General features: G+C 72.5%; 23 protein-coding genes. 13 read left to right on the forward strand and 10 right to left on the reverse strand.

Annotation, left to right across the window (positions count from 1 at the left end; all coding sequences use genetic code 11):
- Window positions 1–11: 11 nt before the first annotated feature.
- Both AMK10_RS01665 and AMK10_RS01670 read right to left on the reverse strand, forming a co-directional pair.
- Window positions 12–677, reverse strand: coding sequence for a pyridoxine/pyridoxamine 5'-phosphate oxidase (locus tag AMK10_RS01665; RefSeq protein WP_073744049.1), 666 nt, complete (start codon window positions 675–677; stop codon window positions 12–14).
- 174 nt (window positions 678–851) lie between these two features.
- Window positions 852–1,499, reverse strand: a complete 648-nt coding sequence (locus tag AMK10_RS01670) for a TetR family transcriptional regulator (RefSeq protein ID WP_073744051.1) — start codon at window positions 1,497–1,499, stop codon at window positions 852–854.
- Window positions 1,500–2,016: 517 nt separating this feature from the next.
- Here AMK10_RS01670 and AMK10_RS01675 point away from each other — a divergent pair.
- A complete protein-coding gene (locus AMK10_RS01675; protein WP_073744053.1) occupies window positions 2,017–2,820 on the forward strand; it encodes a VOC family protein in 804 nt (267 codons plus the stop codon).
- A gap of 193 nt (window positions 2,821–3,013) precedes the next feature.
- Window positions 3,014–5,365 carry an outer membrane protein assembly factor BamB family protein gene (locus AMK10_RS01680; RefSeq protein WP_073744055.1) on the forward strand — a complete coding sequence of 784 codons (2,352 nt, stop codon included), beginning with the start codon at window positions 3,014–3,016 and terminating at the stop codon, window positions 5,363–5,365.
- Between the two features lie 4 nt (window positions 5,366–5,369).
- On the opposite strand, the gene AMK10_RS01685 is transcribed toward AMK10_RS01680, so the two are convergent.
- On the reverse strand, window positions 5,370–6,038 hold the full coding sequence (locus AMK10_RS01685) for a hypothetical protein (protein WP_073744057.1): 669 nt from the start codon (window positions 6,036–6,038) through the stop codon (window positions 5,370–5,372).
- A 252-nt stretch (window positions 6,039–6,290) separates the two neighbouring features.
- Here AMK10_RS01685 and AMK10_RS01690 point away from each other — a divergent pair, with 252 nt between their 5' ends.
- Window positions 6,291–6,824 (forward strand): hypothetical protein, encoded by a 534-nt coding sequence (locus AMK10_RS01690; RefSeq protein WP_073744059.1) that lies wholly within the window; start codon window positions 6,291–6,293, stop codon window positions 6,822–6,824.
- Window positions 6,825–6,983: 159 nt separating this feature from the next.
- On the opposite strand, the gene AMK10_RS37595 is transcribed toward AMK10_RS01690, so the two are convergent.
- The 3 genes from AMK10_RS37595 to AMK10_RS01700 all read right to left on the reverse strand — a co-directional run bounded on the left by AMK10_RS37595 (window position 6,984) and on the right by AMK10_RS01700 (window position 11,426).
- Window positions 6,984–7,151 (reverse strand): hypothetical protein, encoded by a 168-nt coding sequence (locus AMK10_RS37595; protein ID WP_198959605.1) that lies wholly within the window; start codon window positions 7,149–7,151, stop codon window positions 6,984–6,986.
- A 195-nt stretch (window positions 7,152–7,346) separates the two neighbouring features.
- Complete coding sequence (locus AMK10_RS01695) at window positions 7,347–10,319, reverse strand: AfsR/SARP family transcriptional regulator (protein WP_073744061.1); 2,973 nt, start codon at window positions 10,317–10,319, stop codon at window positions 7,347–7,349.
- A 216-nt stretch (window positions 10,320–10,535) separates the two neighbouring features.
- Entirely contained in the window at window positions 10,536–11,426 is an 891-nt protein-coding gene (locus AMK10_RS01700) for a MurR/RpiR family transcriptional regulator (RefSeq protein ID WP_073744063.1), read from the reverse strand.
- 140 nt (window positions 11,427–11,566) lie between these two features.
- On the opposite strand from AMK10_RS01700, the gene AMK10_RS01705 reads away from it, so the two are divergent.
- Genes AMK10_RS01705 through AMK10_RS01730 form a run of 6 tightly spaced genes read left to right on the forward strand, consistent with a single transcriptional unit; the run spans window position 11,567 to window position 18,032 of the window.
- The gene (locus AMK10_RS01705) at window positions 11,567–12,751 is read left to right on the forward strand and encodes a C45 family autoproteolytic acyltransferase/hydolase (protein ID WP_073744065.1); all 1,185 of its coding nucleotides are present in this window, start codon (window positions 11,567–11,569) and stop codon (window positions 12,749–12,751) included.
- Window positions 12,752–12,764: 13 nt separating this feature from the next.
- Window positions 12,765–14,420, forward strand: a complete 1,656-nt coding sequence (locus AMK10_RS01710) for an ABC transporter substrate-binding protein (protein ID WP_073744067.1) — start codon at window positions 12,765–12,767, stop codon at window positions 14,418–14,420.
- Window positions 14,421–14,424: 4 nt separating this feature from the next.
- Entirely contained in the window at window positions 14,425–15,372 is a 948-nt protein-coding gene (locus AMK10_RS01715) for an ABC transporter permease (RefSeq protein WP_073744069.1), read from the forward strand.
- On the forward strand, window positions 15,369–16,217 hold the full coding sequence (locus AMK10_RS01720; RefSeq protein ID WP_073744071.1) for an ABC transporter permease: 849 nt from the start codon (window positions 15,369–15,371) through the stop codon (window positions 16,215–16,217). Before AMK10_RS01715 ends, AMK10_RS01720 begins: the two co-directional genes overlap by 4 nt.
- A gap of 4 nt (window positions 16,218–16,221) precedes the next feature.
- Window positions 16,222–17,205 carry an ABC transporter ATP-binding protein gene (locus AMK10_RS01725; protein WP_073744073.1) on the forward strand — a complete coding sequence of 328 codons (984 nt, stop codon included), beginning with the start codon at window positions 16,222–16,224 and terminating at the stop codon, window positions 17,203–17,205.
- Entirely contained in the window at window positions 17,202–18,032 is an 831-nt protein-coding gene (locus AMK10_RS01730) for an ABC transporter ATP-binding protein (RefSeq protein WP_073744075.1), read from the forward strand. Before AMK10_RS01725 ends, AMK10_RS01730 begins: the two co-directional genes overlap by 4 nt.
- 177 nt (window positions 18,033–18,209) lie before the next feature.
- Here AMK10_RS01730 and AMK10_RS01735 read toward each other — a convergent pair whose 3' ends face one another.
- A complete protein-coding gene (locus tag AMK10_RS01735) occupies window positions 18,210–18,413 on the reverse strand; it encodes a cold-shock protein (RefSeq protein ID WP_003967102.1) in 204 nt (67 codons plus the stop codon).
- Between the two features lie 286 nt (window positions 18,414–18,699).
- On the opposite strand from AMK10_RS01735, the gene AMK10_RS01740 reads away from it, so the two are divergent.
- The 4 genes from AMK10_RS01740 to AMK10_RS01755 all read left to right on the forward strand — a co-directional run bounded on the left by AMK10_RS01740 (window position 18,700) and on the right by AMK10_RS01755 (window position 23,562).
- The gene (locus AMK10_RS01740; protein WP_073744078.1) at window positions 18,700–19,578 is read left to right on the forward strand and encodes a menaquinone biosynthetic enzyme MqnA/MqnD family protein; all 879 of its coding nucleotides are present in this window, start codon (window positions 18,700–18,702) and stop codon (window positions 19,576–19,578) included.
- 391 nt (window positions 19,579–19,969) lie between these two features.
- The gene (locus tag AMK10_RS01745; protein WP_073744080.1) at window positions 19,970–21,637 is read left to right on the forward strand and encodes a serine/threonine-protein kinase; all 1,668 of its coding nucleotides are present in this window, start codon (window positions 19,970–19,972) and stop codon (window positions 21,635–21,637) included.
- Between the two features lie 73 nt (window positions 21,638–21,710).
- Entirely contained in the window at window positions 21,711–22,910 is a 1,200-nt protein-coding gene (gene mqnC / locus AMK10_RS01750) for a cyclic dehypoxanthinyl futalosine synthase (protein ID WP_073744082.1), read from the forward strand.
- A gap of 7 nt (window positions 22,911–22,917) precedes the next feature.
- A complete protein-coding gene (locus AMK10_RS01755; protein ID WP_073744084.1) occupies window positions 22,918–23,562 on the forward strand; it encodes an imidazolonepropionase-like domain-containing protein in 645 nt (214 codons plus the stop codon).
- An 18-nt stretch (window positions 23,563–23,580) separates the two neighbouring features.
- Here AMK10_RS01755 and AMK10_RS01760 read toward each other — a convergent pair whose 3' ends face one another.
- The 3 genes from AMK10_RS01760 to AMK10_RS01770 are packed head-to-tail and all read right to left on the reverse strand — an operon-like array spanning window position 23,581 to window position 25,931.
- Window positions 23,581–24,525, reverse strand: a complete 945-nt coding sequence (locus AMK10_RS01760; RefSeq protein WP_079180634.1) for a DUF3152 domain-containing protein — start codon at window positions 24,523–24,525, stop codon at window positions 23,581–23,583.
- Between the two features lie 50 nt (window positions 24,526–24,575).
- The gene (locus AMK10_RS01765) at window positions 24,576–25,391 is read right to left on the reverse strand and encodes a hypothetical protein (RefSeq protein ID WP_073744088.1); all 816 of its coding nucleotides are present in this window, start codon (window positions 25,389–25,391) and stop codon (window positions 24,576–24,578) included.
- 9 nt (window positions 25,392–25,400) lie between these two features.
- Complete coding sequence (locus AMK10_RS01770; RefSeq protein ID WP_073744090.1) at window positions 25,401–25,931, reverse strand: SigE family RNA polymerase sigma factor; 531 nt, start codon at window positions 25,929–25,931, stop codon at window positions 25,401–25,403.
- Window positions 25,932–26,017: the final 86 nt, after the last annotated feature.

Here is a 26,017-nt window from a genome sequence, read left to right on the forward strand (position 1 = left end):
CGGGGCCGCCCTCAGGGCCAGAGGAGCTCGCGGGTCCAGTCCGCGCCCTCGCGCCGGTAGCGCAGCCGCACGTGCCGCCGCCGGGCGTCGCCCTGGAAGAACTCCACCTCCCGAGGCTCGGTGACGTACAGCGTCCAGGTCTTCGCCTCGGTGTCCGGCTCGGCCCGCGCCCGCTCCCAGGCGGCCTCGGAGGCCCGTACGAGGTCCTCGTGCGCGGGCAGCACCTCGCTCTGCGACCCGGTCAGCGCGGCGGCCAGGGCGCCGGTGGACCTGGCCCGCAGATCGGCCCTGCTCTCCTCGCGGCCGGCCGGGGCGACCGGGCCGCGTACGCGCACCTGGCGGCCCTGGGCGGGCCAGTAGAAGCCGAGGGCGGCGTACGGCCTGGCGGCGAGCTGGCGGCCCTTCGCGCTGGTGGCATGGGTGGCGAAGTGCCAGCCGCGTGCGTCCGCGTCGTGCAGCATCAGCGTGCGCACATCGGGCCTGCCCTCGGAGTCCGCCGTCGCCAGGGTCATGGTGTGCGGCTCGGTCTGCCCCGCCGCCACCGCCTCGGCGAACCAGGTGTGGAAGAGGGCGAGGGGATCGGCGGGCGCGGTGGAGGGGGCGAAGGAGGGGAGGGGGGCGTCCCAGACGCGCTGCGCGTGGAGCAGGTCGCGAAAGGCTTTCTGTGCATCGCTCATGACCCCATTCCACCGCCTCGCGCCCGGTCGCGGGACGTCGACGCGTTTGCGCTCGGTCGCGGACACGCCGACGGCGGACCACGGGGGTGGTCCGCCGTCGGTGAGACAGGACGCGGGGAGCCGCGGAGAGGCCGCGGCGCCCGGTTGTGTGCGGGGGAGTCGTGTGCTGGGCGCCTACCTGACCGGCTTCTTGCCGGTGATGCCGAGATGGACCAACAGGGCGAGGTTCGGCCGGATTTCGGCCTGCTTCACACCCCAGGCGGTGAAGCCCTTCTGGTGCGAGGCGACCCCCGCCAGCATGACGACCACGGAACCGGCCACGGCCGCGGGGCTGACGTCCTTGTCCACCTTGCCCTTGGACTGGAGCTCCTTGACCGAGTCCGTCAGGGAGTTGGTGACCGAGTTGAGGACCTTCATGCGGATCTTGGAGAACCGTTTGTCTCCCTCGGCCGCACCGAGATCGACGACCCTGAGGATCGCGTCGTGGCGGCGCCAGAAGTCGAGGAATCCGTCGACGAGTTCTTCGGAGGTCTGCCAGCCGGCCTTGCCGACCCAGGAACGGCCGCTGACCAGTTCGGTCAGTCCGGTGCCTTCCTTGACCATTTCCTCTGCGAGTTCGAGAACGGCGCCCTCGACATCGGGGAAATACTGGTAGAAAGTCGCGGGTGAAGTCCCCGCCTTCCGGGCCACGTCGATGACTTTGACGTCCCGGTACGGCGAGGAGCTGAGCATCTCGCTGAGGCAGTCGAGCAGCTTCTGCCGCGTCGCCTGACCTCGCCGACCAGCCACGCGGCCGTCGACGGTGCGTACTTGTCCTGTCATGCCGTCAGCTTACCGAGGGGTGATCCGAGCGCGATTCGGCTGACTGCAAATGGGGAACGGCCCAGTGCGCACGGGGTGAGCGGCGCAATTCACGGTGATGCGGAAGCAGTTTTTTCCGCCGGTGTCGCGTTTTCCGCCGGTGCCGCGCTTTATCGAATTGCGCTCCCCCTGCAGTGCGCCTTGCGCTCCCCCTGCTGTGCGCCCCGGGGCGTGCCCCAGGGGTGCACCCCCGGACCGCGCTCCCCGGCTGTGCCGGGGTGCTCCGGAGTGATCGTGTTATCAACAGCCTGTGGATAACTTCGGTGGACAACCTCCGTCCACGGGGGTCGCGAAACCTTCACGATGAGGGCAAAGGTTCTATTCAGGCTCCCCGGGGCGCGCCACGCGGCCCCCGGCGCTACGTTGAGTGTGACGGGCGTCACCGCCGCTCCCGTCGCGGTGCCCAGTGATCCACAGGCGTCCGTGGCGGCCACTGCCACCGCACCGCGCCCCTCACCACGACGGAAGGACCCGGGCCATGGCCGTATTCGCGCAGTCCGCGCCGTGCTGGGTGGATGTGCAGCTCTCCGACCTGGAGGCCGGCAAGCGCTTCTACGGCGGGCTCTTCGGCTGGACCTTCCGCGCCGGCGACGGCATGCCCTTCGCGGACGCGTACAGCGGCGGCGAACTCGTCGCCGCGCTCGCCGCCAAGCAGGACGGACGCATGCCCACGACCTGGGGCGTCTACTTCGCCACCGACGACATCCTCGCCACCGTCGCCCTGATCCGTAAGGCGGGCGGCCAGGTGATCACCGATCCGGTGCGGGCCGACCGGGCCGGTGTCCTCGCCCAGGCGGCGGACCCCGGCGGCGCGGTCTTCGGGCTCTGGCAGGCGGGCGACCGGGCCGGCTTCGAGAAGCAGAACGCGCCGGGCTCCTTCTGCTGGACCGAGGTCTACACCCGGCAGCCGGAGCGCGTGGACGCCTTCTACGAAGAGGTCTTCGGCTTCCAGGGGACCGACATCGAGCTCCCGGGCGGCGAGGGCGGCTCGGGCCGGCCCGAGCCCTTCCGTGTGTGGTCGCCCGCGGGCACCGAGCCGGGGGAGGACACCGCGATCGGCGGACGTGCCGTGATCACGGACGCGTTCCCCGAGATGATGCCCAGTTACTTCCTCAACTACTTCGCCGTGGCCGACTGCGTCGGCGTCGCCGAGACCGCCGTACGCCTCGGTGGCCGGATCACGGCCCCGCCCATGGACATCCCGTACGGGCGGATGGCGGTCCTCCAGGACGACCAGGGCGCGGCGTTCGCCGTGCTTCAGCCGACCGAGCTCCTTCCGTAGCGGGCCGGAAGGTGTCCTGAAAGGGGTGGAGTGCCGTAAGACACCCCGATCCGCCCCCGGGTTCGCAACCGGGCGCCGAGCCAGGAAGAATCAGGGTGCGCACCGCCAGGTGGTGCCCAGCGGTGAGACGCTGCACGGGGCGGGAATTCGCGGGCTTCTGTTCCTGAGGTCCGTACGGGGAGGTGGCAGGCAAGTGGAGCAGCTGACGCAGCATGACCCGAGGCGGATCGGCCCGTTCGAGGTGCTGGGACGGCTCGGAGCCGGCGGCATGGGGCTGGTCTATCTCGCGCGGTCGGCGTCGGGCCGGCGGGTGGCGATCAAGACCGTGCGGACGGAACTGGCCGAGGACCAGCTGTTCCGGGTCCGTTTCACGCGTGAGGTGGAGGCCGCGCGCGCGGTCAGCGGCTTCTACACCGCGGCCGTCGTGGACGCGGACCCCCGGGCGGCCGTTCCCTGGCTGGCCACCGCCTACGTCCCCGCACCCTCCCTCGAGGAGATAGTGAGTGAGTGCGGTCCGATGCCGACGCAGGCCGTGCGCTGGCTGGCCGCCGGGATCGCGGAGGCACTCCAGTCGATCCACGGGGCCGGTCTCGTCCACCGCGACCTGAAGCCGTCCAACGTCCTCGTGGTCGAGGACGGGCCGCGCGTCATCGACTTCGGCATCGCGTCCGGCGTCTCCAACACCCGCCTGACCATGACGAACGTGGCGGTGGGCACCCCCGCCTACATGTCCCCGGAGCAGGCCCGTGACTCGCGCAGCGTGACCGGCGCGAGCGACATCTTCTCGCTGGGCTCGACCCTCGTCTTCGCGGCGACCGGGCACGCGCCCTTCCACGGGGCGAACCCGGTCGAGACCGTGTTCATGCTGCTGCGGGAGGGCCCCGACACCGAGGGGCTGCCCGACGACCTGCGCCCGCTCATCGAGTCCTGCATGCAGATGGACGCGACCCGGCGGCCCAGCCCCGCGGACCTCCAGGCCCAGCTGGCCCCGCACCTGTTCGCCTCGGGCAGCGACGACAGCGGCACCGCCTCGGCCTGGCTGCCGGGCGTCGCCACCGCCATGATCGAACAGCGGCGCGGCGGCGGCCGTGCCGTCGCCGTCGCGCCCGCCCCCGTGGTCGTGCCGCCGCCCCCGTCCCAGCCGCCGCCCGGCGCAGACCCGGACGGCGCGTGGCGCGGCGGCGACCTGCGGACCGGGCCGGCCCTCGACGGCGGCCCCGTGCACCTGCCCGGAGCGAAGGTGCCGATCGGCCCCGGGCCGCGCCCCGTGGACGTACGGGGCCCCGCCGCCGCGCACGCCGACCCGGCCACCGGCTGGGTGCGCCCGCCCGGCGGGCCGGGCGCCGGGGCGGCCACCGCGCCGGTGCCCGCCCCCGCGCAGGCACCCGACGCGGCCCCCGCCGCGCCGGAGCGCTGGCGGCCGTGGCGTTTCCGCATGTCGAACGATGTGTGGGGCACCCCCGTCGTGGTCGACGACCTGCTGTACGTGACGTCCTTCGAGGTCCACGCGCTGGACGTGGGCAACGGCAGACGCCAGTTCAAGACCCGCGACGTGGCCTGGACGATGACCGTCGACGGCGGCCGCATCCACGCGTCGGACGGCCCGTCCCTGTACGCGCTGGACGCGGCCACCGGCGCCGAGCGGTGGCGGCTCCAGACCGACGCCTGGGTGTACGCCCTCAAGGCCGACCGGGGCACCGTCCTGACCGCGACACGCGGCGGCGGCGTACAGGCGTGGGAGGCGTCCAGCGGCGAGAAGCTGTGGGAGACCTCCGGCGCCCAGACGGACTTCGAGACGCCGGAGGCCGGGCCGGTCATCCACGAGGGCACGGTGTTCCTGTGGCAGGACGCCCGGCTGCGGGCCGTCGAGGCCCGCACCGGCACCGAGCGGTGGTCCTACCCCGTGGGCGACGCCGCGTCCTGCGGCGGGGTGCCGGTCCGGGTGACGCCCGCGTCCGACGGCTTCGTCTACGTCGCCGCGGGCACCCGGGTGCTGGCCGTGGACGCGGTCTCGGGCCGGGTCCGCTGGCACTTCGAGTCACCGGCCGTCTTCCTCTCCCCGCCCGCCTTCGCGCCCGGCCCCGCGGTCACGGGCGGCGGGGTGTACCTCGCCGACTACCTCGGCACCGTGTACGCCCTGGACGCCCAGACCGGCAAGGACCGCTGGCGGATCGCGACCGAGGCCCGGAAGTCCATCGAGCCCGTGCTGGTCACGGCGGGCAATGTGCACGTCGGCAGCGGCAGCGCGCTGTACACGCTGGACGCGGTGACCGGGACGCCCAAGTGGCGCTTCGCGGCGGGCGGCGAGGTCGTCGGCGCGCCGGTCGTCGCGGACGGCCGGGTCCACTTCGGCTCGGCGGACCATGTGCTCTACACCCTGGACGCGGCGGGCGGCCAGCTCCGCTGGAAGCTGGCCACGGGCGGCGAGATCACGGGCTCCCCGGTGGCGCGGGCGGGCGTCGTGTACGCGTGCAGCAAGGACCGCTGCGTCTACGCTCTGGACGCGCTGAAGGGCACCGGCACGGGGAACAGGGCGCGGGCCTGACGCCTCAGGGATGGGGCGGCCGGTACCGGTCCGGGTCGTGCCGCTCCCCCTCGTCGGGGTACTGCACGGGGTACTGCGCGGTGTCCTCGTCGCCGCGGGGAGCCCGGTGCCGGCCGGGCCCGGTGTACGGATCGGCCTCCGGCTCGGGCCCCGGCGACGTCTGCGCGGACGGGCCGGGCTCCTGCGTCGGCGGCCAGGTGTCCGGGTGGTCGTCCGGCGGCACGGGAAACGGCTCGGCGGTGCGGCCGGACCGCTCCGCCCTCCGGCGCCCCGACATCACCAGCGCGCCCAGCAGGAGCAGGACACCGCCCGCCAGCGCCTGCGCGACACCCCACCGGAGCCCGGACCCCTCGCTGTCGACCGACAGACCGTCCGCCGCCTGCCCCTGGCGGACCATCCACAGCACGGTGAAGCCCAGGACGATCAGGCCCGCGAGAGCCACCACCCAGCGCGAGCGCAGGACGACCCCCACGAGGGTCACCAGCGCGGCGAAGAGGAACGGCAGCAGGATCGAGGCCATCACGGACGACGAGACGCCGGTTATGCCGTCGAAGAGGTCCTGGATGCGGTAGTCCCGCCCCAGGCGGTCCGTGTACCAGAGCTGGAAAGGGCTCTGGACGGCCGCCGCGGCTCCCACGAGTGCGACGACGGAGCCGAGGACATTGCGGATCATCGCCAGCCTCCCGGGCCATGGCGCACGGCTGTGCGCACCGCTCCCCGGCTCGACGCTACGCCTGGCCGATCTTCCCTGCCATCGGAGGAGTCCGGCCGGGGGAGTCCGCCCGTGGACCCGCCGCAGACCATGACGAGACCGTGACAGGGCCATGACCGAGCCATGGGTAATCGCCCGGAATGCTGTGCGTTACGTTGTCGCGCGGCCGTGCGGCGGCCGAGGTAGCCGACTACTCCGAGGGGGACTGCGTCGATGATGCGGCGAAGGATCAGGTTCGCGGCGGTACTGGTGGTGGTGGTGCTCGCGCTCACCGGATTCTCCACGTCCAGCAGCGGCGGCAAGGGCGGGAAGAGCCGCAGCGGCAAGAGCAGCAGCTCGGGCGGTGGATGCTCGAACTCCAAGAAGAGCAACGGCGGTTACCACGACTACGACGACGATGACGACTACAGCGGCTCGTCGGGCTCGTCCGGCGGCTCGTCCGGCTCGACGCCCGGCCCCACCGCCTCGGACGCCCCGGAGGTCCGTGTCGTCAGCTGCGCCCTGCCCAGGAAGGGCAAGCGCAAGGCGGTCACGTACTCGACGGTGGAGATCCGGTCGACGGCGAGCGTGGAGGAGACCTACGAGGTCGACGTGACGTTCGTGGACGCCAAGGGCCTGACCGTCGACACGGGCGAGGCCATGGTCGACCTCGGCTACGGCGAGACCAGGACCGTCAAGGTGAAGATGGACAGCCCGGGTCTCGTCTCCCGGGTGAAGCGGTGCCTGGTCACGGCGGAGACCTTCTGAGGCATCGACGACGCAGGCGGGGGCCCGGGCCGTGCGGCTCGGGCCCTGCGGCGCGAAGTGATCGAACGTCGGCGCGATTCCGCGAGCGTACGCGGACACGCAGCGGCCGCGACGGCGCCCCCTCCGCGCCGCCGCGGCCGTTCCCCGTGCAGGTGAGGTCTACTTGGCCGGCTCGCTCGTGGCATGCGCGTCCTGAGTGGTGATCTCCTCGCCCGTGGCGTGCGCGTCCGTCGGCTTGAGCGGCGAACCGGTCGCGTGGGCGTCCTGAGTGGTGATCTCCTCGCCGGTCGCGTGCGCGTCCGTCGGCTTGAGGATCTTGTCAGCCATGAAGCTCAACTCCTGAAAAGGTTCTGGCAGCGGATGGGTGGGCCCGCCCGGCGGTTCCCCCGTGGATCGCCGGGCGGGCCTTCCAGGGCCGTTCACCCTAACGGTGAGGCCACTCGCCGATCCGTCTGCCCCCCGATGCGACGGATCGATGAGTAAGAGAGTGCCGGGGGGCGATAAACGATTGATGAACGCCCGTCAGGAGGCCCTGGCGGCAGGGACCGGCGCCAGCAGTTCACGGACGGAGTCGGCCTCCGGCGAACCCAGATCCTCGAAGATCGAGAGTGCCTCGCTCCAGCAGACCTGTGCGCGGTCGGTCTGGCCGATGCCCACGAGGGCGCGCCCCAGCGCGACGAGGACGTTGCCGCGTCGCCACTCGCCGCCGATACCCCGAAGGATGACCAGAGCCTGTTCGGCGTGTGACGCCGCGTTGGCGGGCTGGCGGATGGCGAGGTGCAGCTCGGCAAGGCGGAACAGGGTCATCCCGTGCCACAACTGCTGACGACTGTCACGGAATATGGACATGGCGTCGGTCAGCGTCGCCAGAGCCAGGTCGGTGCGGCCCGAACCGCTGAGCGCCAGTCCCAGCGCGTACTTCCCGTTGGCGAGCCGCAGCGCCAGGCCGGAGGCGTCCGTCTCGTAGATACCGACGCCCATCTGCGCCAGTTCCACGGCACTCGCCGTCCGGCCCGTCGCCAGGTGGACACGGGAGAGGTTGCACAGGGCCGAGGCTTCGCCCGGCTTGTTGCCGTCCGCGCGGAACGCGGCCAGGGCCGCGGTCAGATGAGTTTCGGCATCCGTGTGCCGGTTCTCGTACAGGGCGATGATGCCCCGCTGGTTCGGAGCCTGGGCCAGGGAGACCGGGTCGTGGGCCAGACGGCCGAGTTCAAGCGCCTGCTGGGCTTCGGTGTCCGCGGCGGCGAACCGGCCGGACACGCTGAGGACATGGGCCAGCATGGTGCGGGCGCGTCCCTCTGCGCGCGCGTCGCCCGATTCCCGCGCCGCCTCGCTCACCGCTGTGGCGGCGGTGGCGAACTGGCGTGAGTTCGCGCCGGACTCACCGATGTCCACCACCGCCATGAGCAGGTCGGCGGCTCGTCTCGGCATTCCGGACGCCGCGGACTGGCGTGCGCAGGCGAGCAGCCCGCTGGATTCGGAGAAGAGCCAGTCCAGGGCCGCCTCGCGGACCTGGAAAGTGAGTCCGGGGTGCACGGTGCGCGAGAAGTGTTCCAGCACTCGCTCACCCGGCCGCTCCAGCGCGTACACCCCCGCCGCCGTGGACAGGTAGAAGTCCAGCAGCCGCGACAGCGCCAGCTCCCTCTCCACCGGCGGGTGTTCGTCGCGCTCCGCGCAGGCGCGCGCGTAGAGCCGCACCAGGTCGTGGTAGCGGTAGCGGCCGGGAGCCGCCGATTCCAGCAGGCTCGTGTCGACCAGGCTCTCCAGGACGTCCTCGGCCGCGTGGAGGTCCAGGTTCAGCAGGGCCGCCGCGGCGGCGAGGGAGATGTCCGGGCCGTCCGCCAGGCCCAGCAGCCGGAAGGCGCGGGCCTGGGCCGGCTCCAGCTGGCCGTAGCCGAGCTCGAAGGTGGCCTTCACCGCGAGGTCGCCCGCCTGGAGTTCGTCGAGGCGGCGGCGCTCGTCGGCGAGCTTCGCGGCCAGCACCGAGACCGTCCAGGTGCGCCGCGAGGCCAGCCGGGAGGCGGCGATGCGGATGGCCAGCGGCAGGAAGCCGCACGCCGCGACCACGTCCAGCGCAGCCTCGCGCTCCGTGCTGACCCGTTCGTCGCCGACGATCCGGGTGAAGAGCTGGAGGGCCTCCTCGGGGGACATCACGTCCAGGTCCACCAGATGGGCGCCGGCCAGGTCGACCATGCGCACCCGGCTGGTGACCAGCGCCGCGCAGCCCGCGGTGCCGGGGAGCAGCGGTCTGATCTGGGCCGCGTCATGGGCGTTGTCCAGCAGGATCAGGATGCGGCGGCCGTCGAGAGCGGAGCGGTAGAGCGCGGCCCGCTCGTCCAGGGTGTCCGGGATCGCCGAGTCCGCGGTGCCCAGCGCGCGCAGGAACGCGCCGAGGACGGTCTCGGGCTCGGCGGCCCGGGCGCCCGCGCCCTGGAGGTCCACGTACAGCTGGCCGTCGGGGAAGTGCGGGCGTGCCTGGTGGGCGACGTGCACGGCGAGGGTGGTCTTGCCGACGCCGCCGATTCCGGCCAGAGCGGAGACGGCCATCACGGAGCCCTCGGCGGTGGCGAGCCGGGCGCCCAGCTCGCGCACGAACGCGGTGCGGCCCGTGAAGTCCGGGACGGTGGCCGGGAGCTGGGCGGGCCGGACGGGGGCGGAGGCCGGGGCCGGCTCGTCGGCCGGGCGGGCCAGCTCCTCGTCGGCCTGGAGTATCCGCTGCTGGAGCTGGGAGAGTTCGGGGCGCGGGTCGACGCCGAGCTCCTCCGCGAGCAGCCGGCGGGTGTCGGCGTACACCGCGAGGGCCTCGGCCTGCCGGCCGCTGCGGTACAGGGCGACCATCAGCAGCTCGCGCAGCCGCTCGCGCAGGGGGTGCGCCGCGGTGAGGGCGGTCAGCTCGGAGACCGCCTCCGCGTGGCAGCCGACCTCCAGATCCAGGTCGAGGCGGGTCTCGGTGAGCTGGAGGCGCCATTCCTCCAGCCCGGCACGGCGGGTGTCGGCGTGCGGGCCGGGGAGTGAGGCGAGCGCCTCGCCGTCCCACAGGCCGAGCAGCTTGTTGATCAGGGCGCGCGCCTGGCAGCGGTCCCCGCAGCCGCGCGCCTTCTCCGCCTCGGCCGCCAGGTCCTGGGCGAGCGTCAGGTCGAGGGCCTCGCGCGGGATGCGGATCGCGTAACCGCCGGACTCGCTGACCAGGGTGTCCTGGCCCAGCGTCTTGCGGAGCCGCGAGGCGTACGTCCGTACCGTGGCCAGCGCCTGGGACGGGGGGTCGTCGCCCCAGAGGGCGTCGATGAGTTCGGCCGCGGTGGCCGTGCGGCCCTCGCGCAGCAACAGGGCGGCCAGCAGGGCGCGTTGCTGCGGGGAGCCGGAGGGCAGGGGCTCGCCGCCGCGCCAGGCGCGTACGGGGCCGAGCACGGTGAAGCGCAGATCGGTGACGGCCGCCCGTTCCTCCCGAGCGCGTTGCTCCGGAACGCGCACACCGGGTCCGTCGTCGCGGTCCATGATGCCCCCCTGTCCTGCTCGCCCCGCCGGTCCTGCTGATCCCGCTCTGTTCCGTACCGCTGGTATCGCGGTCAACAGTCTGCCTTGTTATGGGCGGGCTCGTCAGCATCGGGTGACGCTCTGCACAGGGCCTCGACAACGATGGGGGGCGAGGGCCCGGCCGGCGGAGCGGCGCGAGGGGGCGGCTGGGGCGCGGGGCGGAGGACGCCGGAGGGCTCAGCCCCGGCGCTTCGGGTCCAGCAACTGCTCGCGCAGCGCGGTGAGCTGGTGCGACGACTCCACCGCCCGGGTCTCGTCGAGCGTCGCCAGCGCCAGGAGCAGCGCGTCGGCGACGAGCAGGCCGGTCAGCGACTCCGCCGTGATGCCGGTCGGGGTGTGCGGGGCGGTGAGAACCGCCTCGACACGGTCCGCGTACGCCTCGCCCAGCTCGTCCGTGACCAGGACGACCTTGGCGCCGACCGCCCGGGCCCGCTCCATCATCACGGTCAGCTCCACGAGCCGCCGGCCCGGCTGGAAGATGACGACGGCGTCGCCCTGCCCCAGGGCGAGCAGCTGGTCGGCGAGGGCGAAGCCCGTCTCGGAGACGAAGCGGGCCCTGCGGCCGATCCTGCCCAGCGCGAGCGCGAGGTGGCGGGCGCCCGGTTCCGACGCGGCGATGCCGTAGCAGAACACCTCGTGCGCCTCGGCCAGCGCGGTCACCGAGCGCTTCACCGCCTCCGGTTCGGTGAGCCGCCTGGCGTGGTCGATGCGGTCCCGCGCCTCGTCGAAGACATCGCTCCAGATGGAGTCCAGGTCCCGTCCGACGTGCGCGATGCGCTGCTTGAGGCGCACCTCGGGGGCCACGGTCGAGGTGAAGTCGTTGGCCAGCTCGCGTTTCAGGGCGGGCAGGCCCGCGTATCCGAGGCGCTGGAGGGCGCGTACGACGGTGGCGTTGCTGGTGGAGCTCGCGGCGCCCAGCTCCTGGGCGCTGGCGAAGAGCAGCTGCTCGACGGGGGCGCTCACGAGGTACTGGGCGACGGCGCGTTCGGATGTGGACAGATCGTCCCATTGGCCACGAATCGCCGCGCGCAGCCGTGTCACTCCGGTTTCGTTCTCTGGAATTCCCATTACAACCATTGACTTCCGTGTGACCCGCGTTACTGTCCTGGGCAGAACGTTCCAAAGGGAACGCATCTTGAAATCGACGTTACAGGATCGTGGTGATCCCGGGGCGCCGTTCACGGAAGCGTTCCGTCGCGAGGAGAAGAATGGCACCCCGTTCCACGCAAGCCGCTCCCGGCCGGGTCCTCCCGGTCATCGAGATCTCCGGCGGTCCGCTCGACCGCGGGCGCCAGTACGGCGAGGCCGTTCGGCCCCAACTGCACGCCGCCCTGGGCTACTACGAGGAGGCCTTCGGCCGGTCCGCCGGGCTGACCTGGGACCGGGTCGCGGCCCGCGCCGCCCGCTGGCTGGACCCCGTACGCGACTACGCCCCGCATCTCGTCGAGGAGATGCAGGGCATCGCGGACGGGGCGGGGGTCGGCCTGCTCGACGTCCTCGCCCTGAACGCCCGCGGCGAGGTCATCTACGACAAGTCCTTCGCCAGGATGGCGGCGGCCGGACAGCCGGCCGAGGAGGAGCCCGCCGAGGGCTGCACCTCCTTCGCCGCCTACGGCGAGGCCAGCGGCGACGGGCACGTCTACGCCGGACAGAACTGGGACTGGCGCGCGGGCGTCGCCGACACCGTCGTCATGATCCGGATCGTCCAGCCCCCGAAGCCGACCCTGATCATGCAGGTCGAGGCGGGCCAGGTCGGCAGGCAGGGCGCCAGCTCCGCCGGGATCGCGCTCAACGCCAACGGCCTCGGCGGGCGCTTCGACGACGCGGTCGGGCTGCCCCAGACCGTCGTACGCCGCAGTGTCCTGGACCAGAGCAACATCACCGACGCCCTCGACGTGCTCTGCCGCACCCGCGCCCACATCGCCAGCAACGCGCTCCTCACCTGCCGGGAGGGCTTCGCCATCGACCTGGAGACCACCCCGGCCGGGCACGGCTGGATGTATCCGGCCGACGGGCTCCTGGTGCACGGCAACCACTACCAGGCGGGCATCCCCGCGCAGCTGGCCGCGTCCGGCTACCGGCCCATGTCGTCGGACTCGCTGGTCCGCGTCCCGCGCGCCGAGCAGGGGCTCAGGGCGCTGCGCGGCTCCACCGGCCCCGAGGAGTCCCGGGAGATCGTCCGCCGGGCCATGTCGGACCACCTCGGCCACCCGGAATCCCTGTGCACCCACCCCGACCCGCGCCGCCCGGCCGTCGAGCACTGGACCACGCTCGTCTCCTCCCTGGCCGACCTGACCTCCGGCGACTACCACGTGACCGCCGGAACCCCCTGCGACCGCGAGTACCAGCACCTGCCCTGGAACCTCTACGACGGCCCGTACGGCCAGAACTGACGGGAACTCAGTGATGAACCGCATCTCACGGAGAAGGACGGCCCTGGCCGCGGGCCTCGTCGCGGCGACGCTCGTCGCGGCCACCGGCTGCAGCGGCGCCACCCAGAACACGGGCGGCGGCAGCAAGGCCACCGACGCCGCGAAGCTCACGCTCACGCCGACGACCCCGGCCGCGAAGGGCGAACTCGCCTCCGCCGACTGGCTGCTGGAGGACGAGCCGGACTCGCTCGACCTCGACACCCAGGGCTCCAGCGCGGGCCGGGTCGTCCTCACCAACGTCTGCGAGCGGCTCTACCAGCTCCAGCCGGACATGTCGACGAAGCCCTTCCTCGCGGAGAAGGCCGAGACCCCCGACGACAAGACCCTCGTCCTCACCCTGCGCTCCGGCGTCACCTTCCACGACGGCACCCCGATGACCGCCGACGACGTGCTGTGGAGCCTGGAGCGGCACGCCGACCCGGACATGGAGCAGGGCGACGAGTTCGGCAACATCGCCGCGATGAGGAAGACCGGCGACCGGCAGATCACGATCACCTTCAAGGCACCGGACGCCATGTTCTTCAAGGCGCTGGCGGGCGACGCGGGCATCGTCTGGAACAAGGAGCAGGTCGAGGAGGCCGGCAAGGACTTCGGCACCCCCGGCCAGGGCGACGCCTGCACCGGCCCCTACCGGCTGAGCGGATGGAAGTCCGGCGACTCCCTCACCATCGAGCGCTACGACGGCTACTGGGGCGAGAAGCCGCTGACGAAGCGGGTCACCTTCCGCTGGGCCTCCGACAGCGCCCTGGTCAACGCCCTCACCACCGGGGCGGCCGACGGCGCGTACGCCGAATCGCCCAACACCGCCGCCGCCCTCGCGGGGAAGAAGGGCGTCGAGCGGCACTACGGCCCCTCCACCGCGTCCCTCGTCCTGATCCCGACCGAGCGCGGCGGGCTGAAGGACCCGAAGATCCGCCGGGCCCTCTCGCTCGCCCTGGACCGCGAGGGCATCGCCGCGTCCGGCTACGGCTCCATGGTCCAGCCGTGGGGCACCCCCGTCGGCTCCGGCGCCTGGGGATACGAGAAGGACACCTTCGAGGCCGCCCAGAAGGAGATCGCGTACGCCCCCGCCGGTCCGGACGCCGACGACCTCGCCGCGGCCAAGGAACTGGTGAAGGAGGCCGGAGGCGGTCCCGGCGAGCCGATCGTGATCGGTACGGACGCCAGCCAGGGACGGACCGTCGTCGCCAACGCCGTGCGCGCGGCGCTCCAGCGGATCGGCCTCACGGGGCAGATCAAGACGGTGCCGACGTCGCAGTTCGAGCAGTTCTACAGCGATCCCTCGGTGCGCGGCGAGATCGACGTGCTCGTCGGCGACTGGTACATCTCCAAGGCCGACCCGATGGGCTTCTACGACAACGCCCTCTCCGACTCCTCCAACAACTGGGTCGGCTTCGAGGACCCTGCGTACGACGCCGAGGTGAAGAAGGCCCTCTCCACCCTCGACGACGCCGAGCGGGCCGGACTCGCGGTGAGCGTCCAGAAGAGGTTCACCGACGCCGCCGTCTGGATCTCGGTCGCCCAGGTGCCCTCCGTGCTCGTCCTGAACGACGAACTCACCGGGCCGCCCGCCTCCATGGCCTACCTCTACTACCCGTGGGCCGCAGAGCTCGGCGCGAAGAAGGGCTGACGCGATGCTCGCCCGGATCTCGCGGCGCCTGGCCGGACTGCTGGCCACACTCCTCGCCGCCTCGTTCCTCATCTTCGCCGCCGTCTACGCCGCACCCGGCGACCCGGCCGTCTTCCTGGCCGGCGGGCGCGACAAACTCACCCCGGAGAAGCTGGACCTGGTCCGCGCCCAGTACCACCTCGACGAGCCCCTCGTCGTGCAGTACGGGCGCTGGCTCGGGGACTGCCTCCACCTCGACCTCGGCCGCTCCTTCAAATACAGCGACCAGGTCGCCGACCTGCTGGCCGCCCGCTTCCCGACGACGCTGGCGCTCGTCGCGTACGCGACCGTCCTGTTCGTCGTCCTGGGCGTCGGCGCCGGGGTCCTCGCCGCGGTGCGGCGCGGGACCTGGATCGACTCCACCGTCGTCGGCGGCACCACCCTGGCCGCCTCCGTGCCGTCCTTCGTCTCCGCCATCGCGCTGGTCGCGCTGTTCGGCGTCCAGCTCGGCTGGTTCCCCGTGACCGGCAGCGGCGAGGGGTTCGCCGGCACCCTGCACCATCTGACCCTGCCCGCCCTGTCGCTGGCGCTCGGCGCGCTCGCGCTGATCAGCCGGGTGACCCGCCAGGCGATGGTCGACGCCGGCGCCGCCGACCATGTGGAGGTGGCACGCGCCTCCGGGGTCCCGGAGCGCGAGATCGTGTTCCGTCACGTCCTGCGCAACGCGCTCGGGCCGATCGTCACCATGTGCGGCCTGGTCATGGCGGGCATGCTCGCCGGCACGGTCGTCGTGGAGACGGCCTTCGGGATCAGCGGTGTCGGCTCGCTGCTCGTCGGCGCGATCAACACCCACGACTTCCCCGTCGCACAGGCCGTGCTGCTGCTCATGGTCACCGGCTACATCGTCGTGACCACCCTGGTGGACCTCGTGCACCCCCTGCTCGACCCGCGCGTGAAGGAGGCCGCCGCATGAGCGCGCTCACCCTCGCCCCCGTAGGCACCGGCCGGGGAGCACGCCGGCCGCTGAGCGTCACCGTCGCGGGCGCGGTCCTCGTGCTGGTGGTCCTCGCCGCCGTGACCGCCCCGCTCCTCGCCCCGTACGCCCCCGACGCCATCGACCTCTCCGCCTCGCTCGTCGGGACGGGCGGCGAACACCTCCTGGGCACCGACTCCTCCGGACAGGACCTGCTCTCCCGGGTGCTGTACGGAGCCCGCACCAGCCTGATCGCCCCGGTCCTGCTGCTGGCCGTCGCGGCGCTCCTCGGCGTCGTGCTCGGCACGCTCGCCGCCTGGCGCGGCGGCTGGGTGGACACCCTGGTCTCCCGGCTGACCGATGTGATGTACGCCTTCCCCGGGCTGCTCTTCACCGTGATGATCATCGCGGTCTTCGGGGCCGGGATGACGACATCCGTGCTGGCGCTCGGCCTCGCCTACACCCCGACCGTCGCCAAGTACACCCGCTCGGTGGCGCTCGCCGAACGCCGCAAGCCGTACATCGACGCCTACCGCGTCCAGGGCATGGGCGGCGCGCGCATCTGCGCCCGCTACCTCGTCCCCAACCTCGGCCGCTCGGTCATCGGCTATCTGGTGGTGCTGTTCGGCGAGGCGCTGATGTCACTGGCCACCCTCTCCTACCTGGGCTTCGGCGCCCAGCCGCCCAGCTCCGACTGGGGCCTGATGGTGCAGGAGGGCCAGGCCGCCGTCGTCCAGGGCGCCCTGCTGCCCGCCCTGGTGCCCGGTTTCGCCATCGCCCTGGTCGTGGTGTCCTTCAACGTCGTCGGGGTCTGGGCCGCCGACCGACTCGGCAACAGGAGGTAGCCGCATGCTCCTCGACATCGAGAACCTCACCGTCCAGCTCCCCGGCACCGCACGGCCCGTCCTCACCGACGTGACCCTGCGGGTGGCCGCCGGGGAGGTGGTCGGACTGGTCGGCGAGTCCGGCTCCGGCAAGTCCACGACCGCCAGGGCCGCGATCAGCGCGCTCCCCGGGGACGCCGCCGTCTCGGGCTCCGTACGCGTCGACGGCACGGACGTCCTCGCCCTGCGCGGCGAGGCCCTGCGCGCCCACCGGGCCCGTACGGTCGCGATGGTCCACCAGGACCCGCGCTCCGCGCTCAACCCGGTCCGCCGCATCGGCGACTTCCTCGTCGAACGGCTCGCCGGCACCGGTACCGACCGGAAGGCCGCCCGGGCCCGCGCCGTCGAACTCCTCGACGCCGTCGGCCTCCCCGACCCCGAACGCCGGGTGCGCCAGCGCCCGCACGAACTGTCGGGCGGCATGCTCCAGCGCGTCGTCATCGCGGGCGCGCTGGCCGCCGAACCCGGGCTGCTCCTCGCCGACGAGGCCACCAGCGCCCTGGACGTCACCACCCAGGCCGAGATCCTCGCCCTGCTGCGCACCCTGCGGGCGGAACGGAGCCTCGGGCTCCTCTTCATCACCCACGATCTGCACCTGGCCGCCGCCTACTGCGACCGCGTGTACGTCATGTACGCGGGCCGGGTCGTCGAGGAGCAGTCCGCGGGGGCGCTCTTCGACGGGCCCCGGCACCCGTACACGAAGGGCCTGCTGGCCTGTTCGCCGACGCTGGGGGAGGACGGGAGGGAGATCCGCCCGATCCCCGGCCGCCCGCCCTCGCTCGCCGACACCTTCGGCGGCTGCGAGTTCGCCGGCCGCTGCCCCGACGCCGAAGCCGACTGCGCGATCTGGCGGCCGGAGCCGGTGGCGCTGGACGGCGGGGGCGCGGCGGCCTGCCGGCGCCTTCCCGTCCTCACCGGGCCCGGACCGCACGAGAGGAGCACCCGATGACCGCCACCGCGCACGAGAGCACAGCCCTGCTGGCCGTGGACGGGCTCGGCAAGACGTACGCGCTGCCCGGCGGCGGCCGGCACACGGCAGCCGACGGCATCACCTTCACCGTCCCCGCCGGCGGCTCGCTCGGCATCGTCGGGGAGTCCGGGTCCGGCAAGACGACCGTGGCCCGGATGCTGGTCGGGCTCGTACGCCCCGATGCGGGCACCGTCAGCGTCTCCGGCCGGGTCCGCTCCCCGCGCACCCCGCGCGGCAGGGCGGCCCGGCTGGCCAGGGCACGGGAGATCCAGATCGTCTTCCAGGACCCGTACGTCTCCCTGGACCCGCGGCTCACCGCCCGCCGCTGCCTGACCACGGCCCTGCGGCTGCACGGACGGGACGAGGCACTCGCCGACGGGCTGCTCGACCAGGTGGGCCTCGGTCCCCGCGAGGCCGGGGCGCTGCCGCACGGGCTCTCCGGCGGGCAGCGCCAGCGCCTGGCCATCGCGCGGGCCCTGGCGGTCGGTCCCGAGGTGCTGGTCCTGGACGAGGCCGTGGCGGCGCTGGACGTGTCGATCCAGGCGCAGATCCTCCAGCTGCTCGGCGAGATCCGGCGGGACACCGGGGTCGCGCTGGTCTTCGTCAGCCATGACCTGGCGGTCGTCCAGCACATCACGGACGAGGTGCTGGTCATGCGCCGCGGCACGGTGGTCGAGCAGGGGCCGACCGCCCGGGTGCTGGGCGATCCGCAGGACCCCTACACCGGACTGCTGCTGGCCTCGGTGCCGCGCGAGGGCTGGGACCCGGCGGACGCCGCCAGGGCCAGGGCCGCCGCGGGGCTCTGAATTCCGGAGGACCGCATTCCGGACCGGGGAAAGGGCAGGAGTCCCGGGAAGGGGCGGGAGCCCCGGGAAAGGGCTGGAGCCCCCGGAAATGGGCAGGAGCCCCGTTCCTCCGCCGAAGCGGGGGAGCGGGGCTCCTTGGGTAATGCTCACTCGGCCGCGATCGGCCGACCCGGGCAACTAGGCCGGGGTGACGTTCTCAGCCTGCGGACCCTTGGGTCCCTGAGTGACGTCGAAGTTCACGACCTGGTTCTCCTCGAGGGAGCGGAACCCGGACGCGTTGATCGCGGAGTAGTGGACGAAGACATCCGGGCCGCCGCCGTCCTGGGCGATGAAGCCGAAGCCCTTTTCAGCGTTGAACCACTTGACGGTTCCGGTAGCCATAAGCCCTCCTTGGGCCAAAGGGTTGCCCTGCTCCAGAACCTGCAAACAAGTCTGAAAACTACAAAAGCCTGCGGGTTACATGCTCCGCAGGCTCTGTACTGCAAGGGAAACCAAACTGCAACTTGCGAATGAGCCTAGCACGCGGTCCACAGGGAGCGGTAGAGGGAAAGATCACTTCACCCGGATGTTTGATTGGGCCGCCGGAGAGGTGACGGACAAGGCGTCCGGAGAGCGGTCCGGGAGCCCCGATGATGCCCGCCTCCGGGCACAGGTCTAGCCTCGCGATGTGGACAATTCAACCGTCTCTCCCGTAGAAGGCGACGATCGTCGCAGCAGGCCGCGCGTCGGCCACATCCAGTTCCTGAACTGCCTCCCCCTCTACTGGGGTCTGGCACGGACCGGAACCCTGCTCGACCTGGAGCTCTCGAAGGACACCCCGGAAAGACTCAGTGAGCAGCTGGTCAGAGGGGATCTCGACATCGGTCCCGTCACCCTGGTCGAGTACCTGCGCAACGCCGACGACCTGGTGGCCCTGCCCGACATCGCCGTCGGCTGCGACGGCCCCGTGATGTCCTGCGTGATCGTGTCCCAGCTGCCGCTGGAGCAGCTGGACGGCGCCCGGGTGGCCCTCGGTTCGACCTCGCGCACGTCCGTGCGGCTGGCACAGCTGCTGCTCGCCGAGCGCTACGGCGTCACGCCCGACTACTACACCTGCCCGCCGGACCTTGGCCTCATGATGCAGGAGGCCGACGCGGCCGTCCTCATCGGTGACGCCGCGCTGCGCGCCAACCTCCACGACGCACCCAGGCTGGGGCTCGAGGTCCATGACCTGGGGCAGATGTGGAAGGACTGGACGGGGCTGCCGTTCGTCTTCGCGGTCTGGGCGGCCCGCAAGGACTACCTGGCCACGCACCCCGAATACGTCGAGAAGGTCCACGAGGCGTTCCTCGCCTCCCGTGACCTCTCGCTGGAGGAGGTCACCAAGGTGGCCGAGCAGGCGGCCCGCTGGGAGGCCTTCGACTCCGAGGTGCTGGAACGCTACTTCACCACCCTGGACTTCCGCTTCGGCCCGGACCAGCTGGCGGGTGTGCGCGAGTTCGCCCGGCGGACCGGCCCGACGACCGGGTTCCCCGCGGACGTGAAGGTCGAGCTGCTCGGCGGCTGACGCGTTCGCTCCCGGGAATGGTGCGGCAAAGAAGATGAATCCTGCACCATCCCGGGCTTCCTTCCCGGCCCCTTCCCCGGGCGGTCCTTTAGTGCGGACGCGAGGCGCCGGCATTCCGTTCCGGGGAAAGGGTGCGAATGTCCGGAGTTCTGTCGAGGAGTCCCTTCCCGTAGGCACGCTGCCGAATAGCGGATGTCTCCCGGAACGCCTTCCGGTATCCGGCCGGTGAACGCCCATAGGGGCGGACGAACGTCGTATTCGCGCCTTTCGGTGTGGCGAAATCCCTGCTTCGTGCCGATAGGGGCGAAATCGGCGGAACGGGGAACGGTGACCCCCCGGGCCGGGCGCCCTAGGCTCTCGGTCGAGACCGGGGTCCACAGGGGGAGACCGTATGCAGCCGCTGGAAGCCGGCGAACCGCACACCATCGGCGCCTACCGGCTGCTCGGCAGGCTCGGTGCCGGCGGGATGGGCCGGGTCTATCTGGGCCGCAGCGCGGGCGGACGCACCGTCGCGGTCAAGGTCGTCCACCCCCACTTCGCCCTGGACGAGCAGTTCCGCGCCAGGTTCCGGCGCGAGGTGGACGCCGCGCGGCGTCTGGGGGCGCAGTGGACCGCGCCGGTCCTGGACGCCGACCCCGACGCCGCCGTGCCCTGGGTGGCGACCGGTTACGTGGCCGGGCCCCCGCTCTCCGACACGGTCACCCGCTACGGCCCGCTGCCCGAGTACGCCGTGCGGACACTGGGGGCGGGGCTCGGCGAGGCGCTCGACGCCGTACACGCGCACGGCCTCGTCCACCGGGACGTGAAGCCCTCCAACGTCCTGCTCGCCCTCGACGGCCCCCGGCTGATCGACTTCGGGATCGCCCGCGCCCTCGGCGCCACCGTCTCCCTCACCTCCACCGGTGTGTCCGTCGGCTCGCCCGGATACATGGCGCCCGAGCAGATCCGGGGCCTGGACATCTCCGGCGCCGCCGACGTCTTCTCGCTCGGCGCGGTCCTCGCCTACGCCGCGACCGGCACCGCGCCCTTCCCGGGCGACTCGTCCGCCGTACTCCTCTACAAGGTCGTGCACGAGGAACCCGAACTCGGCGACCTGGAGGGCGAGCTGCGCGAGCTGGTGGCCGGGTGCCTCGCCAAGGACCCCGCCGCCCGGCCCGCGCCCGCCGAGCTCGCCCGCAGGCTCGCCCCCGGCGGGGCCGCCGCGCTGGTGGCGCCGGGCTGGCTGCCGGGCCCCGTGGTGCGCGAGGTCAGCCGGTCGGCTGTGGCCCTGCTGGACCTGGAACCGCAGGACGCGCCCGTGCAGTCGGGCCCGGTGCCCTTCAGCAACGCCTCGCTGGGGGCCGCGCCGCTCGGCGCCTTCGGCCCGCCGCTGCCGCCCCCGCCCGCCGAGCGGCCCGGGGAGAGCGGCCAGGGCGCGCGCATCGCCGTCACCATGGACTCGGGGGGCCCGCGGCCCGGCCCGCGCCGACGGCGGGTCAGCTGCACCGTCGCGCTCGCCGTCGCGGGCGCGCTCGCCGTGATGACCGTCGGCGCCGCGATGATGGGGGACCTGTTCACCAGCGGCGGCGGTGGGGAGCAGCAGGGCAACGACGTCGCGCAGCAGCCGCCCGCCGGCGGGACGAAGGAGCCGACGGACGCCGCGCCCGGCGGGGCCTCGACCCCGGCCCCCACCGCGACCGCCTCGGTGAGCGAGCTGCCCGAGGCGTTCGCCGGGACCTGGAAGGGCCCCGCGACCGAACGCAGCGGTGCCCCCCACGGGACGGTCACCGCCGTGTTCGTCGAGGGGAGGAAGGGCGAGGAAGTGGTCCGGCTCACCTACCGGTTCGACGCGCTCGGAACGACGGTCCTCTGCAAGGGCGTCGGCACCCTCGTCTCCGGCACCGCGACCCAGCTGAAGATCAAGGAGCGCGCCGATCCCGACGCCCGCACCGGAGCCCTGTGCACCGGGGGCGAAGCCGACCTCGTCTTCACCCTCGCCTCCGGCGGGACCCTGCGCTACGAGTCCCACGAGGAGGCCGCGGGCACACCGAAGGGCACGCTCACCCGGTCCGACGGCTGACCCCGGCAGGGGCTGGCGTACGCTGGATCGGTCCGTGGATCCGCAGAAGAAACCGCCGAAAGGTGACAGCCCGGTGACCGAGAAGGCCGACCTTCAGCCCGTCCTCGACCGAGCCGCCGAAGGCGGTCGGATCACTCCGGAGGAGGCGCTCGACCTCTACAGGTCGGCACCCCTGCACGCGCTGGGAGCCGCCGCCGACGCCGTACGCCGCCGCCGCTACGCCGGTACCGAGCACATCGCGACGTACATCATCGAGCGCAACATCAACTACACCAACGTGTGCGTCACGGCCTGCAAGTTCTGCGCGTTCTACGCGCCGCCCAAGGACACCGCCAAGGGCTGGTCCCGCGACATCGACGACATCCTGCGCCGCTGCGCGGAGACCGTCGAGCTGGGCGGCACGCAGATCATGTTCCAGGGCGGCCACCACCCGGACTACGGCGTCGAGTACTACGAGGAGCACTTCTCCGCGATCAAGAAGGCGTTCCCGCAGCTGGTCATCCACTCGCTGGGCGCCTCCGAGATCGAGCACATGGCCCGGATCTCCGGTGTCTCCGCCAAGGAGGCCATCGAGCGCATCCACGCCGCCGGTCTCGACTCCTTCGCCGGAGCCGGCGCCGAACTGCTGCCCGCCCGGCCGCGTACGGCGATCGCCCCGCTCAAGGAGTCCGGCGAGCGCTGGCTGGAGATCATGGAGATCGCCCACGGTCTCGGTGTCGAGTCCACCTCCACCATGCTGATGGGCACCGGCGAGACCAACGCCGAGCGCATCGAGCACCTGCGGATGATCCGTGACGTGCAGGACCGCACCGGCGGCTTCCGCGCGTTCATCCCGTACACCTATCAGCCGGAGAACAACAAGCTGAAGGGGCGGACGCAGGCCACCCTCTTCGAGTACCTGCGGATGATCGCCATCGCCCGGCTCTTCCTCGACAACGTCGCCCACATCCAGGGCTCCTGGCTGACCACCGGCAAGGAGGTCGGCCAGCTGTCCCTGCACTACGGCGCCGACGACCTCGGCTCGATCATGCTGGAGGAGAACGTCGTCTCCTCGGCCGGTGCCAAGCACCGCTCGAACCGGCTGGAGATCATCGATCTCATCCGCAAGGCCGGCCGCGTCCCCGCCCAGCGCGCCACGACCTACGAGCACCTGGTCGTCCACGACGACCCGGCGAACGACCCGGTCGACGAGCGCGTCGTCTCGCACATCTCCTCCACCGCGATCGCGGGCGGCACCGCGCACCCGGAGCTCAAGCTCCTCAACGCCAACTGAAGGAACGGTGCTGACCGTTCATGCCGCGCCGCTGGTCCTCCCGGTCGGCGCGGCAGCCGTCCCGGGGGGCGCGGTCGCCGTGGATGGCGACCGGATCGTGGCCCTCGGACCGTACGACCGGGTCATGGAGGCCCACCCGGCGGCCCGGGTCAGGCGGTGGCCCGGCGTCCTCACCCCCGGACTGTGCCAGCCGGACGGCCTCCCGCTGCTGACCCGCTGCTACCACCCCGATCCGCGCGAGGCGGACGAGCTCGGCGAACAGCCCATCACGGGCGAGGAGTTCGAGCGGCTGGCCGGGCAGCTGGACGAGCGGCGCCGGGGCGGCAGCGTACGCCGGGGACTCCAGCGGATACTGCGCCACGGGACCACCCATGTCGCCGGGCCGTTCGCCGATCCCGCCGTACGTACCGCGGTGCGCCGCTCGGGCCTGACGGAGGCCGGGCCGGCCGGGGCTCCGGCCGGCGGACCGGACCTCGACCCGTTCGCCCGGGGGCAGGGCCTCGACGGAACCGCGCACGGCCCGCTCCTCGTGGGAGGCCGGGCCGATCTCGCGGTCTTCGACGTGCCGGACGAGGCGGCGCTCCGCGCGGCCGGCGCCCGGACCTGTGTGGCCACGGTGCTCGGCGGGCGGCTGGTGTACCGGGGGCGCTGAGGACGCCCGTGCCCGGCCTCACGGCACGGAGGGCCCGCCCAGGTAGCGCCCCTTCGCGTCGTACGGCCAGGCGTTGGAGACGCAGCCCTTCAGCCCCTTGATCTGCTGCATCATCGCGGGCGCGGGTTTCCCGGCGCCGGGGCAGGTCTCGTGGCCGTGGCCCAGCCAGTGGCCGACCTCGTGATTGATGATCAGGGCCCGGTACTCGGAGGCGGACCCGTCGAACGTCGGTGAACCCAGCTGCCAGCGGGCGAGGTTGACCATGACGTTCTTACCGCCGCGGCAGTTCACCTCACCCCCGGTGTTCAGGCCGTACTGCCCGCAGAGCCGGTCGGTGGTGCGCGGCGTCCCTATGCGGATCACAAGCCCGGCACTGCCGTCGTCGACCTGGCGGAAGGCGCGGCTCCCGCCCTTGCCCCAGCCCCGGGGGTCGGCGAGTATCTCCGCGATGTCCTCGGCGGCGCTGTCCGGGTCCACCCCGATGCCGTCCTCCACCTCGACGCGGTAGCGGCTGCCGCTGCCGCCGGAGGTGGCGCCCTCGTGCGCCACTGTGAAAGTGCCGGGGCCCGAGGACGGCACGGAGTCCGGGTCCACGGACTCCTCGGCGTCCGGCGAGGATGAGGGGGACTCCGAGGGCTCGGGGCCCACCGACCCCTCCGGTAAGGCCGGCACCTCGGGCGGGGCGGTGGCCGTCGGCGAGGTGCTCCGGTCCCGCTCACTGCCGGCCGCCACCGGGCCGCCGCCGTCCTGCCAGGGCGGGGTGATGTGGAGGAAGGCGGCGACGGCCGCTGCCGCGACCACGGCCCCGGTGAAGACGGCGCGCCGTCTTCGCATCCGTCTTCGGCGGTCCAGCGACCGTTTCCGGGCCTGTGTACGCGAAGGCCGTGCCCCCGGAGCGGATGCTCCGGCCCCCCGGCGGGCGCCTGCGGCGTTCCGCAGGCGAAGTGTGTCGTCGATGTTCATCTTCTGGTGGCAGTCCGTGGTCTCGGAACGTCCGTCCAGGGCGGGTGAATTCACCCGCCCTGCACGCTGACCTGCTTCTGGAGCACCGGGTGCTCGTCCGCGTACCGCACGACGTCCAGCAGCCCGCTTGCCCTCACCCCGTCGAGGAGCTGCTGAACGGTCACCGGCGCGGAAACCCCTTTCCCTTCGTCCGGTGAGACGCTGATCAGGACCGTGCTGTTCCCGAATTCGAAGGCCATCGATGTGGATGTCGTCTGCATGGAGTTGACGGCGGCGCGCCGCAGCCGTGCCTCGACCCCCTCGGCGAGCTCCGCCTTCACGCAGGTCAGCCGCTTCTGCGGGACGTTCCTGCACTCCTCGGGTGCCCTGCCGCCGACCGGCCGGACCGTGAAGTCCACGGTGAAGACGTTCCCGTCCGCCCCGCCCTGGTAGCGCGCGACGGTGGAGTCGACCGGCCGGATCTCGCCGACGGTGTCCGGAAGCGCCTCGTCCAGCGCCACGGCCGCGCGCTGCTGGAAGTCCTCCAGGCGCTGCCTCTCCCCGGCGGGCAGACCGGAGAGGCCACCCTCCATCGTCTCCCCGGGCGAGGGCTCCACATGGACCGGCGTGCGGTGCGGCGCCTGAGCCGCGGCCACTTCCGTGACGGATGCGGGGCCCGGCCCGGAGCCGCCGCCGGACAGCACGGCCGCGCCGAGCACGCCCAGGGTGACCGCCCCGAAGGCGCTTGTCGTGAGCGCGAGCCGGGTCCTCGCCCGACGGCGCCTGCCCCGGACGACGGCCTCGGGCACCAGATCGGGAAGCGGGCCCAGATCGTCGGCCGCGCGCTTCATGACGTCTTTGACGAGCAGGGCGTCCTGGTCCGTCACGTGGGCTCCTCAGTTCGCGGTGATGTAGACATGAGCTGGTCCCAGCCGCTCCCGCAGCCGGGCCAGGGAACGCGAGCACTGGCTCTTGACGGTGGACTCGCTGCATCGCAGCAGCTCGGCGACGGACTCCACGCTGAGGTCCTCCCAGTAGCGCAGGACCACCATCGCCCGGGCCCGTGGCGGCAGCTCCGAGAGTGCGGTCAGGAGGGTCACCGTCAGGTCGGGGCTGACGGTGGTCCTGGGCACCTCGATGGGGGTGTGGGCCAGGAGGTCGCGCAGCCGGCGCCGGCGCTCGGCAAGATACGTCCGCGTCAGCACCGTGCGCGCATAGGCTTCGGGGCGGTCGGCCGCGCTCACCCTCCGCCAGTGCTGGAAGATCTTCGCCAGGGCCGTCTGGGTCAGGTCCCGGGCACTCTCCCGGTCACCGCAGAGCAGGTACGCCGTGCGGTACAGACGCTGCTGGTTCGACCGGGCGAAATCCTCGAAGGTGTCCTCGAAGCCACTCGGGCTGGTGGAGCAGCTGTCGCGCAGGACGGGCATCCGTCCTCCTCTCACATTCTCCGGTGGTCTCACTCCTGTACGAGCGCTGCCAGTGCCGAAAGGTTGAAGCCGTTCCACGCCGCCGT

The organism is Streptomyces sp. CB02058 (genome assembly GCF_001905505.1).
Classification (GTDB): domain Bacteria; phylum Actinomycetota; class Actinomycetes; order Streptomycetales; family Streptomycetaceae; genus Streptomyces.

Coding starts and splice junctions, on each gene's coding strand:
- AMK10_RS01665 (WP_073744049.1), bottom strand. CDS start 677: ATGAGCGATGCACAGAAAGCCTTTCGCGACCTGCTCCACGCGCAGCGC.
- AMK10_RS01670 (WP_073744051.1), bottom strand. CDS start 1,499: ATGACAGGACAAGTACGCACCGTCGACGGCCGCGTGGCTGGTCGGCGA.
- AMK10_RS01675 (WP_073744053.1), top strand. CDS start 2,017: ATGGCCGTATTCGCGCAGTCCGCGCCGTGCTGGGTGGATGTGCAGCTC.
- AMK10_RS01685 (WP_073744057.1), bottom strand. CDS start 6,038: ATGATCCGCAATGTCCTCGGCTCCGTCGTCGCACTCGTGGGAGCCGCG.
- AMK10_RS01690 (WP_073744059.1), top strand. CDS start 6,291: ATGATGCGGCGAAGGATCAGGTTCGCGGCGGTACTGGTGGTGGTGGTG.
- AMK10_RS37595 (WP_198959605.1), bottom strand. CDS start 7,151: ATGGCTGACAAGATCCTCAAGCCGACGGACGCGCACGCGACCGGCGAG.
- AMK10_RS01695 (WP_073744061.1), bottom strand. CDS start 10,319: ATGGACCGCGACGACGGACCCGGTGTGCGCGTTCCGGAGCAACGCGCT.
- AMK10_RS01700 (WP_073744063.1), bottom strand. CDS start 11,426: ATGGGAATTCCAGAGAACGAAACCGGAGTGACACGGCTGCGCGCGGCG.
- AMK10_RS01705 (WP_073744065.1), top strand. CDS start 11,567: ATGGCACCCCGTTCCACGCAAGCCGCTCCCGGCCGGGTCCTCCCGGTC.
- AMK10_RS01710 (WP_073744067.1), top strand. CDS start 12,765: ATGAACCGCATCTCACGGAGAAGGACGGCCCTGGCCGCGGGCCTCGTC.
- AMK10_RS01715 (WP_073744069.1), top strand. CDS start 14,425: ATGCTCGCCCGGATCTCGCGGCGCCTGGCCGGACTGCTGGCCACACTC.
- AMK10_RS01720 (WP_073744071.1), top strand. CDS start 15,369: ATGAGCGCGCTCACCCTCGCCCCCGTAGGCACCGGCCGGGGAGCACGC.
- AMK10_RS01725 (WP_073744073.1), top strand. CDS start 16,222: ATGCTCCTCGACATCGAGAACCTCACCGTCCAGCTCCCCGGCACCGCA.
- AMK10_RS01730 (WP_073744075.1), top strand. CDS start 17,202: ATGACCGCCACCGCGCACGAGAGCACAGCCCTGCTGGCCGTGGACGGG.
- AMK10_RS01735 (WP_003967102.1), bottom strand. CDS start 18,413: ATGGCTACCGGAACCGTCAAGTGGTTCAACGCTGAAAAGGGCTTCGGC.
- AMK10_RS01745 (WP_073744080.1), top strand. CDS start 19,970: ATGCAGCCGCTGGAAGCCGGCGAACCGCACACCATCGGCGCCTACCGG.
- AMK10_RS01760 (WP_079180634.1), bottom strand. CDS start 24,525: ATGAACATCGACGACACACTTCGCCTGCGGAACGCCGCAGGCGCCCGC.
- AMK10_RS01770 (WP_073744090.1), bottom strand. CDS start 25,931: ATGCCCGTCCTGCGCGACAGCTGCTCCACCAGCCCGAGTGGCTTCGAG.